This is a genomic window from Hymenobacter taeanensis, assembly GCF_013137895.1.
Lineage (GTDB): Bacteria > Bacteroidota > Bacteroidia > Cytophagales > Hymenobacteraceae > Hymenobacter > Hymenobacter taeanensis.
Window position 1 is genome coordinate 2,720,532 of sequence record NZ_CP053538.1, and the last position, 14,057, is coordinate 2,734,588.

At 43.8% G+C, this 14,057-nt stretch carries 13 protein-coding genes; all 13 read left to right on the forward strand.

Annotated features, from left to right (window positions below; genetic code table 11):
• The first annotated feature begins 34 nt into the window (after positions 1 to 34).
• Entirely contained in the window at positions 35 to 1,942 is a 1,908-nt protein-coding gene (asnB, locus tag HMJ29_RS11560; protein WP_171591637.1) for an asparagine synthase (glutamine-hydrolyzing), read from the forward strand.
• Positions 1,943 to 1,978: 36 nt separating this feature from the next.
• The gene (locus HMJ29_RS11565; RefSeq protein ID WP_244679302.1) at positions 1,979 to 2,746 is read left to right on the forward strand and encodes a glycosyltransferase family 2 protein; all 768 of its coding nucleotides are present in this window, start codon (positions 1,979 to 1,981) and stop codon (positions 2,744 to 2,746) included.
• 2 nt (positions 2,747 to 2,748) lie between these two features.
• Positions 2,749 to 4,464: a hypothetical protein gene (locus HMJ29_RS11570; RefSeq protein WP_171591638.1), complete on the forward strand. Its 1,716-nt coding sequence runs from the start codon at positions 2,749 to 2,751 to the stop codon at positions 4,462 to 4,464.
• A 137-nt stretch (positions 4,465 to 4,601) separates the two neighbouring features.
• A complete protein-coding gene (locus HMJ29_RS11575) occupies positions 4,602 to 5,939 on the forward strand; it encodes a UDP-glucose dehydrogenase family protein (RefSeq protein WP_171591639.1) in 1,338 nt (445 codons plus the stop codon).
• A gap of 44 nt (positions 5,940 to 5,983) precedes the next feature.
• Positions 5,984 to 6,970, forward strand: a complete 987-nt coding sequence (locus HMJ29_RS11580; RefSeq protein ID WP_171591640.1) for a UDP-glucuronic acid decarboxylase family protein — start codon at positions 5,984 to 5,986, stop codon at positions 6,968 to 6,970.
• Positions 6,971 to 7,060: 90 nt separating this feature from the next.
• A complete protein-coding gene (locus tag HMJ29_RS11585; protein ID WP_216634049.1) occupies positions 7,061 to 7,456 on the forward strand; it encodes a sugar 3,4-ketoisomerase in 396 nt (131 codons plus the stop codon).
• Positions 7,453 to 8,379 carry a GNAT family protein gene (locus tag HMJ29_RS11590; RefSeq protein WP_171591642.1) on the forward strand — a complete coding sequence of 309 codons (927 nt, stop codon included), beginning with the start codon at positions 7,453 to 7,455 and terminating at the stop codon, positions 8,377 to 8,379. Before HMJ29_RS11585 ends, HMJ29_RS11590 begins: the two co-directional genes overlap by 4 nt.
• A 64-nt stretch (positions 8,380 to 8,443) precedes the next feature.
• A complete protein-coding gene (locus HMJ29_RS11595; protein WP_171591643.1) occupies positions 8,444 to 9,382 on the forward strand; it encodes a glycosyltransferase family 2 protein in 939 nt (312 codons plus the stop codon).
• A gap of 24 nt (positions 9,383 to 9,406) precedes the next feature.
• Positions 9,407 to 10,525, forward strand: coding sequence for a DegT/DnrJ/EryC1/StrS family aminotransferase (locus HMJ29_RS11600; RefSeq protein WP_171591644.1), 1,119 nt, complete (start codon positions 9,407 to 9,409; stop codon positions 10,523 to 10,525).
• A 36-nt stretch (positions 10,526 to 10,561) separates the two neighbouring features.
• The gene (locus HMJ29_RS11605) at positions 10,562 to 11,635 is read left to right on the forward strand and encodes a DegT/DnrJ/EryC1/StrS family aminotransferase (RefSeq protein WP_171591645.1); all 1,074 of its coding nucleotides are present in this window, start codon (positions 10,562 to 10,564) and stop codon (positions 11,633 to 11,635) included.
• A complete protein-coding gene (locus tag HMJ29_RS11610; protein ID WP_171591646.1) occupies positions 11,632 to 12,333 on the forward strand; it encodes a WbqC family protein in 702 nt (233 codons plus the stop codon). Before HMJ29_RS11605 ends, HMJ29_RS11610 begins: the two co-directional genes overlap by 4 nt.
• Before the next feature lie 24 nt (positions 12,334 to 12,357).
• Complete coding sequence (locus tag HMJ29_RS11615; protein WP_171593315.1) at positions 12,358 to 12,915, forward strand: GNAT family N-acetyltransferase; 558 nt, start codon at positions 12,358 to 12,360, stop codon at positions 12,913 to 12,915.
• 68 nt (positions 12,916 to 12,983) lie between these two features.
• Positions 12,984 to 14,009 (forward strand): hypothetical protein, encoded by a 1,026-nt coding sequence (locus tag HMJ29_RS11620; protein ID WP_171591647.1) that lies wholly within the window; start codon positions 12,984 to 12,986, stop codon positions 14,007 to 14,009.
• Positions 14,010 to 14,057: the final 48 nt, after the last annotated feature.

Sequence of the window (14,057 nt, forward strand, 5' to 3'; positions counted from 1 at the left end):
TCAAGTCCTGATAGTTCGTACTTTTGCCCGCCCTATGTGTGGAATTACCGGAGTATTCGCCTTTACTGACGCAGGCCGCAGTTCGCTGGCGTCCTTGCATGCCTCAACCGACGCCATTGTTAGCCGCGGCCCCGACTCTCAGGGGCACTTCGTCTACGATAGGTGTGGCCTAGGCTTTCGTCGTCTCGCTATCCTTGACCTCACCGCCGATGGTAACCAGCCCATGACGGATGAATCAGGCCGCTATACTATCGTCTTCAATGGCGAGATATTCAATTTTAAAGAGCTGCGCCAGAAGCTTATCAGCAAAGGCCACCGCTTCCATTCGCAAACCGATACGGAGGTAATTCTGCGCCTGTACATTGCAGAAGGGCGCAGCTTTATCAAAAAGCTCAACGGCTTTTTTGGCTTTGCCATCTACGATAAAGAGGAAGATTCAGTCTTTATCGCCCGCGACCGGATGGGGGAGAAGCCCTTGCTCATCTATCGTGATGAAGATAAGCTGCTTTTCTCCTCGGAGATGAAGTCGTTGCTGGCGCTGGGTATTCCGCGCAAGCTAGACTATGTAGCCCTCAGCCACTACCTGCAACTGAACTACATCCCTGGTCCTGCTACCATCTTCAAAGGCGTCAAGAAACTGCTGCCGGGCCACTACCTGTATATTAAAGGCAAAAAGGTAGTACGTAAGCGCTGGTACAAAATCCCCTACGACCCGAAAAAAGTTGAAAAGAATAAGCTGACGTATGAGCAGCAGCAAAAGAAGCTGGTAGACCTACTGGACGACGCCACGGCCCGCCGCTTGGTAGCCGATGTGCCGCTGGGAGCATTCCTGAGCGGAGGCATTGATTCTTCTGTCATCGTGGCGCTGGCTTCGCGCCACACCCCTCACCTGAATACCTTCAGCATTGGGTACCGCGATGAGCCCTTCTTTGATGAAACAAAGTATGCCAAGCTGGTAGCGGACAGGTATAAGACGAACCACACTGTCTTTTCGCTTACCAATCAAGACCTCTACGATCATATTTTCGATGTTCTCAACTACATCGATGAACCCTTCGCCGACTCCTCAGCGCTGGCCGTGTATATCCTCAGTAAGCGCACGCGCGAGAAGGCTACCGTAGCTCTTTCTGGCGATGGCGCCGATGAGTTATTTGGAGGGTACAACAAGCACATGGGCGAGTTTCAGGTGCGTCAGGGCGGCTTTAAAGCGGAAGCCGTGACTGGCCTAAACTTGCTCTGGGATATTCTGCCCAAGTCCAGAAACTCGTATTTCGGTAACAAGATCCGGCAGTTTCAGCGCTTCTCCCGGGGCATGCTCAGCGGGCCCAAAGACCGCTACTGGGATTGGGCTTCTTTTGCCTCTGAAAAGGACGCCCGTGGTCTGCTCAGTGCTGCTTCTCGTCGCAAAATCGGCAAGAAGCTAGCCGACAAGCGCCGCAAGGAGCTGCTGGAAGACCTGCACGGCGATGGCGACCTGAACGAAGTGTTGCTCACCGATACCAAAGTAGTGCTGCCGTACGATATGCTCACGAAGGTTGATCTGATGAGCATGGCTAACTCCCTGGAAGTTCGCCCACCGTTTCTCGATCCGAACGTAGTCAACTTTGCCTTCTCCTTGCCAGTCGAGAGTAAAATCGACGCAAACATGAAGAAGAAGATTGTACAGGATGCCTTCCGCCCTATGCTGCCCGAGGAGCTGTATAAGCGCCCGAAGCACGGATTTGAAGTTCCCCTACTAAAGTGGTTCCGCGGCGAGTTGCGCCCACTTATTGAGGATGACTTACTCTCTGATGCGTTTATTGAAGCGCAAGGAGTATTTAGCGTGCCAGCAATTCAAGACCTCAAAGCTCAGCTATTTTCCCGTAACCCCGGAGATGTGCACGCTCGTATTTGGGCGCTGATTGTATTTCAGTGGTGGTGGAAGAAATGGATGATGAGCTAGGTTATAACAGGTTAAAAAATTGTTTAACTCATTTGTTTGCTTCTCTTAGTGATTACAAGTTCTACCACTGTCGCGACTAGAATTCAGTTCCGTACTCTGTCCATTGTCATTCCTGTTTATAACGAAGCTCGCACAATCCACCAGATTCTAGATCTGCTAAGAGAATTGCAACTAGTTAATAACATTCAGAAGGAGATCATTCTAGTTAATGACTGCTCCTCTGACAACTCCTCGGAGGTCATTAATGCTTACGCCGCGCGTTACCCCGAGATGGGGCTGCGCCTGCTGCAGCATTCTGTCAACCAAGGTAAGGGCGCGGCCCTACACACAGGGATCCGCGAAGCCACCGGCGATTACGTTATAATTCAGGATGCTGACCTCGAGTACGACCCGGAAGAGTACAACCTACTGATCAAGCCCATCCTCAAGGGTTTCGCCGATGTCGTCTTTGGCTCGCGCTTCATGGGCGGCAACCCCCACCGGATTCTGTTTTTCTGGCATAGCATAGGTAATCACATGCTTACTTTTTTAAGCAATATGTGCACAGACCTAAATTTGACAGATATGGAAACCTGCTACAAGTTATTTCGTCGTGATATCATCCAAGGCCTTGAATTACAGGAAAACCGTTTTGGGTTTGAGCCCGAAGTAACGGCTAAAGTTTCTCGTGTCAAAGATGTACGCATATATGAAGTTGGTATAAGTTATTACGGTCGCACATATGCAGAAGGAAAAAAAATTGGTTGGCGTGATGGCTTCAGGGCTATATATTGCATTGTTAAGTATGGACTTTTTAAGAAATAAATATGAATCTGTATAGATTTGCATACTTAACTTACTTCACTATAAGTTCCATTTTTATATTAATATCTTTCCTGATTTGTGCTGTTGATGTCAGGGTTTTGATTGATTGGGCAGGTTTGATAAATTATTCTGATAAAATTGTATCGTCTTTTTTATCTGGACATAATTTATATCTAATTAAATTATTCTCTATTGTTGCAACAATTTTATTTATATCATTAGGGTATTTATTCAGGGGGAGTATAAAAAACGCGTGTTGTGCTTTAGTGGTAGAGTTTAAGATATTATTTTTGTATTTAAAAAAGACAACACTTGAAATAAATGCCGCAAATAAAACATATATTTTATTTTTATTTATAGTTTTATTAGGAATGTTGTTATATCAAGTGAAGTATCTTCCTCTTGGATATGATGAGATTTGGACTTGGTTAAACTTTGCTTCGAGAGGTATTTTAGTTTCTATTGCTTATTACCCTGCGCCAAATAATCATATTTTGTATTCTGTTTTGTCAAGTATTACTTTTTATCTTGATAGCGGTGTAGTTGGATTAAGGCTTCCAAGCTTTCTGGCTGCTTTGGTTTTATTCTGGATTTTATTAATTGTATTGTATCGATTGTTTAAGTCAAATTATGTAGCTGTTATAGGGGTGTGTTTGTTTTTCTCATTTTATATGATTGATTATTATTCTATGAATGCTAGAGGGTATATATATATTACTCTTGCATTTGTTGGTAGTACTGGGGCGCTTATTGAATTAAGTAAGCAAAAGCCAAAGTTGAATTATATGTTTTGGCTCGGTTTCGTTGCCTTTTCCGTAATCGGATTCGCATCTATTCCTACATATTTATATGCTTTCGTGAGTCAAGCGCTAGTCTTTCTTTTTTTAAGCGAAATCTCTAGAAAAAGAAAGATGACTATAGCGTTTATATATTATTCATTTATAGTTGGAGTATTTGTTCTGCTTTTTTATGCACCTGTTTTATTGATATCGGGATTCGAAAGTGTATTAAAGAATAAGTATGTGTTGCCTCTTCCACGGCAGACTGTATTATCTATGTTTAACAGACATGTGACTCAAACTGCTCGTTCATTCTTCGTTAATGATGCGCAGTTATATTTTTTCATGATACTGAGTGTTGCAGGTATTGTGGTTTTATTTGTAAGAAAAAAACATTTATATGGTTTTGTCCTAATGGGATTTGTATTATTGCCCTTTGTGTTTATGTATTTGCAGGCGGTAATTCCTTTTCCGAGGACATGGGTATATTTGATATTTATTATTGTTATTGGCCAATGTGTTGTTTTGAAATCATTTGAAGATATATATATTGTGCGCGTTTCTTTAATAAGTGTTTTAACTCCAATTTTTTTTATATACTTCATATATGCAAATATGTTGAATATAAAGAGATATAAAAAAGAAAATGCTTTATATAGTTCTATTAAAAAATCATATGATATTATAGTGGTAAATAAAAAACAGTTAGTGATTGATAGTGATTTTGTCGATGTGTATTTAAACTATTTTTTCGTAAAAAACAAAATTTATTATAATCCTGTCAGGCTTCACGCTATTCATGATTTAGATCATCATTTACAGGATTTTGTGTGGATTCATGATAAAAATAGTTCTTTTTTTGGGAAACTAAATTTAAATAAAAAAGAAGTAATTTATAATGATAGTTTGATTTCAGTTGCTAGGATTATGCCTATGTAAATGCTGTATTTTATTCTTAAATAATTTATAATTCAGTTGATGGAAACTAAAAGATCAATTGTTAAAGAAAATGAAGCCCCTTTTTAAATTATCTTCACTCCTTTCCACACGCCCCCTTTCTCATATTTCCCTTTCATATGAAAATTGCAGTAGTAGGTACCGGGTATGTTGGCCTCGTGACAGGCACATGCTTCGCTGAAGTCGGTATTGATGTTACATGCATCGATATTGACCAGAAAAAGATTGATAACCTCCACAAAGGCATTCTGCCAATATATGAGCCCGGCTTGGAGGAAATGGTTTCCCGCAACGTAGCAGCAAGCCGGTTGCATTTCTCTACCAATATCGGGGAGGCCATCAAGGACTGCGATGTAGCCTTCATTGCCGTAGGTACCCCTCCCGGGGAGGATGGCTCCGCTGACCTGAAGTATGTGCTGGCAGTAGCCCGCAGCATTGGCGAGAACCTGACCGACTACGCAGTAGTAGTAACCAAAAGCACTGTGCCAGTTGGTACCGCCGCCAAAGTGCGCAAGGAAATTGAGGATGCTTTGGCTAAACGCGGCGCAAACATTGAGTTTGATGTGGCCTCTAACCCGGAGTTCCTGAAAGAAGGCGCTGCTATCGACGACTTCCTGAAGCCCGACCGTATAGTAATTGGCGTGTCTTCGGAGCGGGCAGAAGAGATGATGAGCCGGCTGTACAAGCCCTTCCTGCTCAATGGGCACCCCATCATCTTCATGGATATTCCCTCGGCTGAGATGACAAAATACGCGGCTAACTCTATGCTGGCCACTAAAATTTCGTTCATGAACGACATCGCCAACCTATGTGAAATCATGGGGGCCGATGTAAACATGGTGCGTAAGGGTATCGGCTCTGATGCTCGTATCGGCACCAAGTTTATCTATCCGGGTATCGGATACGGCGGGTCCTGCTTCCCCAAAGATGTAAAGGCGCTCATCAAAACTGCCTCTGAAAACGGCTACAAAATGCAGGTGCTGCAGGCCGTAGAAGGCGTAAATGAGGCACAAAAGGAAGTGCTGTTCAGCAAAGTGAAGAAGCACTTTGGGGGGGATCTGAAAGGCAAAAAGATGGCTATTTGGGGTCTTTCTTTCAAGCCCAAAACGGACGACATGCGTGAGGCTCCTTCATTGGTTATCATCGAGAAGCTTTTGGCTGAAGGCTGCACCGTTTCTGCGTACGACCCAGTGGCTATGCCCGAAGCAAAACATTCGCTCGGTGACAGCATTACCTATGCCAAAGACCAGTTTGATGCTCTCGTCGACGCCGATGCGTTGTTGGTGGTAACGGAGTGGCCCGAGTTCCGGTCGCCCTCATTTGAGGTAGTAGGGCGCTTGCTCAAGCAGCGGGTTATCTTCGATGGTCGTAACATCTACGACCCCGCCGAGATGAAGGAAGCGGGCTTTGCTTACCATTGCATTGGTATTCGCACGGCGCATCATGAGCCCGCTTAAGCTTTGGCTTAAGGCGGAGCTTTCATCTTTTAAGCAACATCCCCATGTCTGATAAAAAACGTGTACTGATTACCGGCGGCGCAGGCTTCCTGGGCTCGCACCTCTGCGACCGGTTTCTAGCTGAAGGATACCATGTTATTGCCATGGATAACCTAATCACCGGCGACCTGGCCAACATTGAGCACCTGTTCGGCAAAGAGGACTTTGAGTTTCACCACGCCGATGTCTCCAAGTTTGTGTTTGTGCCCGGCAAGCTGGACTATATCCTGCACTTCGCCTCGCCCGCTTCACCCATCGACTACCTGAAAATTCCAATCCAGACACTGAAGGTTGGTTCTTTGGGTACGCACAACCTGCTAGGCCTGGCCCGCGTGAAAGGTGCCCGAATGCTGATTGCCAGCACCTCGGAAGTGTACGGTGACCCCGAAATTCATCCCCAGGTAGAGGAATACTTCGGCAACGTAAACCCCGTAGGCCCCCGCGGCTGCTACGACGAGGCCAAGCGTTTTCAGGAGGCTATTACCATGGCCTACCACAATCATCATGGCCTTGAGACGCGTATTGTGCGCATCTTTAACACTTATGGCCCACGCATGCGCCTCAACGACGGCCGCGTATTGCCAGCTTTCCTCTCGCAGGCTCTGCGCGGCGAGAACCTAACGGTATTTGGTGACGGCTCCCAAACCCGCTCATTCTGCTACGTCGATGACCTGATTGAGGGCATCTACCGTTTGCTGCTGAGCGATTATCCTCTGCCTGTTAACATCGGCAACCCTGATGAAATCACCATCAAGGAGTTTGGTGAAGAAATTGCCAACCTGATGGGTGTAGAGTTTAAGCCCACCTATCAGGAATTGCCCCAGAATGACCCGATGAAGCGCAAGCCGGATATCACGAAGGCGAAAGAAATTCTGGGTTGGGAGCCTAAGGTAAGCCGCGCCGAAGGTTTGCGCCGGACGCTTGAGTACTTTAAAGAGCACGTGCAGGGCGTTAGTGCCGGGCAGGTAGATAACACTCCCCGCTCTTTCTAGGCCACTGAAAACTGCGTATAAAAAAGCCGGCTGCCCAAGGCAGCCGGCTTTTTTACTTTCTTTGAAAGAACAACCAGTACATTGCCTTGCATGAGTAAGCCGTTTTTGATTGATTTTCCGAAAATAGGTGCCTCAGATATTGGCTTTATATCAGTAGGGGAGATTGCAGCTACTATCCCATTTGAGGTAAAGCGGGTTTTCTGGACCTATCACACGCCGGAAAGCATTGTGCGCGGGCGCCATGCCCATCATCAGACAGAACAAGTATTAGTAGCCGTAACGGGGCGGATTGTGATTGTAACAGAGCTACGCAATGGCGACATACAAACCTTTGTGCTGGAACGGCCCGACCAGGGGGTCTACATCCCACCCTATTGCTGGCATACCATGCAATATTCACACACGGCCGTGCAGTTGGCGCTAGCTTCCACACTATACGAGGCTACCGATTATATCCGCGACTATACTGAATTCAGGCGGTTATGAGCGCATTGGAGGCAATGGTGGAGGAACGAGCTAGCATACTAAGGTTTTACTCACCTTATTACGGCTTACGCAATTTGTCAGATAATAAATCGCCCTGGCAAACACTTCGTGCGCAGCTCCTTAATTTTGGTGCTGAAGAGAATGAGCACTGCTGGTACAGTGACAACGGCTGTTATTTTTTGTACACAGACTTGCCCTGGGATTCTGCTTTCTTTGGCCGCCCTATGGCCCGGCTGCGCACAGTGCTGTTCAACTCAGTCGGGAACTTACGAACGGGATGTGCACGCTTTACGGAGCATCTGGTCACGCGCGGAGTGCAGCATTGCATTGCTGATATACCCACTGAGGATATTCAGGTACTGCAGGCTCTAGGCCAGATAGGGTGGATGCTAACCGAAACGAGGTTGCAGTACGCCCACGAAAACCTATCTCATATTCCTGCTGAGCGGTACAATGTTAGGCAAGCGCTGCAGTCTGAGCAAACAGTGCTAGGCTGCATTGCAGCTCACAATCCTAACCCATACGACCGATTTCATGCGGATCCATTTTTCTCGTTTGAAGAGGCAAATGCTTTTCTGGCGGAATATGCTGTTGCGGCTGTCAATGGGTACTGTGAAGAGGTTTTAGTGCCCAACCAAGACAAGGTCTCGCTGGATAGCTTTATCGCCATTAATTACCAACAGCGAGACGCAATAAGCAGGACTAACAACATCGGTCGCATTATGCTCATGGCGGTAGGTGGGCAAAACCGGGGATGGGGCCGCAAATTATTCGCGGAAGCGCTTCACCGGGCGCACGACCGCGGTGAGCATACTATCTTCTCCACTACCCAAACTACGAACAGAGCTATAATTCATATCAAGGAGCAGTTAGGTTTCCGTCTGGTAGCCGTGACGCACATTCTTAGCTGGTCGCGCTCTTGATATCTGTGTGGGTCTTGTGCAACAGGCCTGGAATACCCATTTCAATGCTGCGTATCTTGCCGACATGCCCAAGCTGTCTGTCATTATCCCGTGCTACTACAACGAAGCAAATATTCCAACGCTAGAGGCAGAACTAGTAGCTGATAAGAGCTTACTTCCGCAGGAAGTAAACGTTGAATACATCTTCGTGGACGATGGTTCCGGGGATGGTACCGTGGCAACACTGCATGCTCTTCGGCGTCGGTATCCACGCCAAGTAAGCGTGGTAGAGCTAGCCGGGAACGTAGGGGCCTATAACGCCGTGGTGGCAGGCATCGAGTATGCCACCGGTGATTGTCTGGCAGTATTAGCCGCCGATCTGCAAGATCCTCCCGCTTTATTAGCCGACATGTATGGGTATTGGAAAAAGGGAATCCGGCTGGTAATAGGTAGCCGCCAAGATCGGCCTGAAACTGGTCTGCCTCGCGTGCTGGCTACCACTTTCCATTGGCTGATGCGCCGTTTTGCTCTCCGAAATGTGCCTGCCGGGGGCTTTGATTTTGTGCTCTTCGACCGGCAAATAGCCACCGAAGTACTACGAATGCGAGAGCGGAACAGTAACATATTTTATCTGATGCTCTGGTTAGGGTATCCCTACGTCAATTTGCCTTACGTTCGGCGCCCACGGCAGCTAGGCCAGTCACGCTGGACTCTGGCCAAGCGGGTCAAGCTTTTCATTGATTCGTTCGTCTCGTTTTCTTTTCTTCCTATTAGGCTTATTTCTGTGGCTGGCCTACTACTGGGTACGCTCGCTCTACTCTACGGCACATATATAATAGCCCTTCGCCTGCTTGGCTCCCAGGAGCCCGCCGGTTGGTCATCGCTGATGGTAGTCGTGCTTTTCGTTTCAGCCTTCCAGATGCTAGCCCTCGGCGTTATTGGAGAGTACGTCTGGCGAGGCCTCGATGCCGCCCGTAACCGGCCGTTGTATGTAGTAAAGGAGGTTACAAAGGCACAAGGTTAGGATTGTACGTTATAAGCTCCTGTCATGCAGATTCCTTTTCTTTCCTTTGCCGGACAACACGACCCCATCCGGACAGAAGTGTTGGCTGCTATGGCACGCGTTTACGACAGCCATCGGTATGTGCTGGGCCAGGAGGTTGAGCAGTTTGAAAAAGCTTACGCCGCCTTCAATCAAGTGCAGTTGTGCATAGGGGTAGGTAATGGTCTTGATGCCTTAGAACTGTCGCTCCGAGCGTTAGGAATTGGACCAGGTGATGAAGTGATTGTACCCACCAATACCTACATAGCTACGTGGCTAGCCGTTACGCACGTGGGCGCTACCATCGTGCCCGTTGAGCCGCGCCTTGATACTTATAATCTTAATCCAGACTTGCTTGAAGCGGCTATTACCAGCCGGACCCGCGCCATCATGCCGGTGCACTTGTATGGCCAGGCCTGCGAGATGGAAGCTATTATGAGCATTGCGCGCCGCCACAACTTATATGTGGTAGAAGACAATGCCCAGGCGCAAGGCGCCACATATAACGGCCAACTAACCGGCAGCTTTGGTCATATAAATGCCACTAGCTTTTACCCCGGCAAAAACCTTGGAGCTTTAGGTGACGCAGGGGCCATTACCACTAATGACCCCTCTCTAGCGCAGCGCGTTAAAGCGTTGCGCAATTATGGTTCCACCGAGAAATATCATAATAGCATCATCGGCTACAACTCCCGACTTGATGAACTGCAGGCGGCTGTGCTTCGTGTTAAGCTGCCTTACCTTCCGGTCTGGACGGCCCAGCGCCAGCAAATAGCTGCTTGGTACCATGAGGCACTCACAGATGTACCAGAGCTTACGTTGCCATATACAGCTCCCGATAGCTCCCACGCGTACCATCTATATGTGGTACGCACCGCGCACCGCGATGCGTTGCAGCAGCACTTAGCTGCCTCAGGAGTTGGCACGTTGATTCATTATCCTGTTCCGCCTCATCAGCAACAGGCCTATAGAACCTTACAATGGCAACAAGAACATTTCCCTATTGCTGAACTGCTGGCACGTACTAGTCTTAGCTTGCCTTTGTGGCCTAGAATGACGAGAGATGAGGTGCTAGCAGTTGCCCAGTCTATTCAAGTCTTTCTGCAAAGGGTTCTCAGATTATAACTCTTACCTTTGTAGTTCTCATAATTTTGCATCTACATGATCAACGTAACGAAGAGTTACTTACCACCCCTAAGTGAGTACGTTAGCTATTTAGAAGGAATATGGGAGAGAGGGTGGCTAACAAACAATGGGCCTTTGGTACAGGAACTGGAAGCTAAACTTAGCGATGAGCTCGATGGCGCTCAAGTGCAGTTTACATCAAACGGTACTATTGCTCTGCAGATTGCAATCAAAGCTTTGGGATTAACGGGAGAGATAATTACTACTCCCTTCTCATATGTTGCTACAACTACTGCTATTCTATGGGAAAATTGTGAGCCAGTATTTGTCGATATTGAAAACCGCACGTTCTGTATAGACGCTGATAAAATTGAAGCTGCTATTACGCCTAGAACTTCTGCTATTCTGGCGACACATGTATATGGATACCCTTGTGATGTACATAAGATTGAGCAAATAGCGCAGCGTCATAGCTTAAAGGTCATCTACGACGGTGCACATGCCTTTGGCGTCAACTACCATGGCAAGCCGCTTCTTACGTATGGAGATATTTCAACCTGTAGCTTCCATGCTACTAAATTATTTCATACATCTGAAGGGGGGGCAATCATAGTACGAGATAAAGAATTAGCTGATAAAATTTGGCTTTACAAATCATTCGGCCACAGGGGTGATGAGTATTTTACTCTAGGTGTGAATGGTAAGAACTCGGAGTTTCATGCTGCAATGGGATTATGTAACCTGCCCCGAGTTGCTAGCTTTATTGCTGCTAGACGTGAGTTAGCTAAGCTATACATGCAGGAACTAGCTGATATGCCTCTTCAGTATCCTACAATGCCTGAGGGTTTGGAGTATAACTATGCATACTTCCCGATTGTGTTACCAAGTGAAGAGGTTATGCATCGCGTAAAAGATGCTTTGGTTTCCAATGACATTAATACGCGGCGGTATTTCTATCCATCACTAAACAAGCTGCCATATCATAGTGGGGCTATATGCCCTGTTTCTGAAGACATTGCATCCCGAGTGTTAAGTTTACCTTTCTATCAAGATATAGACAGATTGGATGTTAAATATATATGTGAAATTATAAAAAATGTAGTGGTATGAAATTGGCTATAATGCAACCTTATTTGTTCCCATATATTGGGTATTTCCAACTTTTAAATATCGTTGATAAATTCATCATTTATGATGATGTTAATTTTATTAATAAAGGATGGATTAATAGAAATAATATATTGGTAAATAATAAAGCATCAATGTTTACTGTCCCGCTCAAAGAGGCAAGTCAAAATAAGTTGATAAAAGATATTAATGTTGTAAACGATAATAAGTGGGCTTCAAAGCTTATGAAGTCAATAGAATTGTCTTATAAAAAGTCCCCATATTTCGAAAATGTTTATCCAATTGTGGTTAACGTAATTGATGGTTTCAGTGGGTCTATATCAACTATGGCTTATGATTCTATAATACAAGTGTCTCAATATCTTGAAATATACACTAATGTGGTGGAATCTTCTTCTGTGTATAATAATGCTTATTTGAAAGGGCAAGATAGGATTTTAGATATTTGTTCTAAAGAAAAGGCCGATTGTTATATCAATCCTATTGGAGGCATTGATTTGTATAATAAAAATGAATTTAATGATAGAAATATACAGCTCTCATTTATTAAGAGTAATAATGTTGCATATAGTCAAAATTCAATAGAATTTGTTGCCTCCCTGTCTATTATAGATGTGTTGATGAATAATTCTATAGATCAAGTGAAGTGTTTATTAAGCCAATTTACATTAATTAAATAAATTCTAACTTTTGAAACGGTGCAGATGAATATATTTGGAAAACACGTTCTTATTAGAGCTATCGAAGAACATGATTTGCCTGCCCTTCATAAATGGGCAAATGATCCAGATATTTGGAATATGTTAGCTGGATGGCATTTTCCTAGTAATTTTGAATATCAAAAGAAGTGGTTTGATAATTTAATGAATAATCAATCCAGTCAACGATTTGCTATCGATGTTCCCGGTTTAGGACTTATCGGGACAGCTAATATTGTCGATATTGATTGGAAAAATAGGCGAGGGTATCATGGAATAATGTTGGGTGATAACGATGTTAGAGGTAAGGGTTATGGGTTTGATACAATCATGACTATCATGAGATACGCTTTCGAAGAATTGTATTTTGAGCGTTTGGATACGGATATTATAGAGTATAATAAAGCTTCAATTAATATTTACACTCAAAAGTGTGGATGGAAAATTGAAGGGGTGAGACGCAGATGGTATTTTAGAAGGAATAGATTTTGGGACAACATGCTGGTTGGAATAACAAGGGAAGACTACTTTACATTGGTAGAGCAAAACAAATATTGGGCTTAACATAACTTGTTAAAATTTCTATTATGCTAAATAGAATTGTTAATTCCCTTTCTTATAGAGGAAGAATCATGTGGCAAAAAATTTCTTTTGCGTTATTGGAGAAACATGATAAATCTATAATATTTTTAATTCCAGGTACGGAAACCAAAAGTGGAGGTATATTATCAATATTCTCAATTTTTAGAGAAACTATTTCGATTTTTAAGAATAAAAGGGTTTCAGTTTTAATGATGTCTTATCCTAATAGTGCAAAAATCTCTAAATATACATGGTTTGATAACAATGTTTCTATTTATCCATTTGATCTTCTTATAAAGAAAAGATATCAAGGAATTGAGTTGATAATTCATTTGCCTGAATATTATGTTGGGGAATTTTTTGATCTATTGTCATGCGATCAAATAAAAACTTTATCTGATTTCAAAAATGTTCATTTCAATATTTTAAATCAAAATATTGAAATGATGCCTGATAAAATAGTAATTGATAGACTCAGAGTCATATCAAATCGAATAACTTCTACTACCGCACATGATAGTTATACTAATGCTTATTTCAGAGATTATTATGGATTGCCAATCCATAAACTGTCTTCCTGGTTTGATAAAGAAAAAGTATTGGTATTGCCTTATGAACTAAAGGAAGATATTCTCATTGTTTCGCCTGATTCGCATCCTCTTAAGCAGTATATATTAAATTATATTGCACAAAAAATACCTAAACTAAAATTCGTAATAATACGTGATATGAGATATGAGGATTATAAATTATTAGAATCCAAAGCTAAATGGTCAATATCCTTTGGAGAAGGATTGGATGGATATATAGTTGGGCCAACATTAAGGGGAGGTATAGGATTTGCAGTATATAATAAAGAATTTTTTACTGAAGAATTTTTAAACCTTCCTAATATATTTGACAATTTTGATACATTGGCTCAAAATGTTGTTTCATTTATCGAAAATAATGATACAAAATTATTGTACGAAAATGTGCGCTTATCTGCATATGAGATAATTGATTCGAAATTTAATTACCACGACTTCAAGAATAATGTTAAATTGTTTTATGAAGAAAAGTACACCATTCCTTAATTTGTAATATTACAGTTTTCCAATACTTTAATACTCTACTCGATGCCC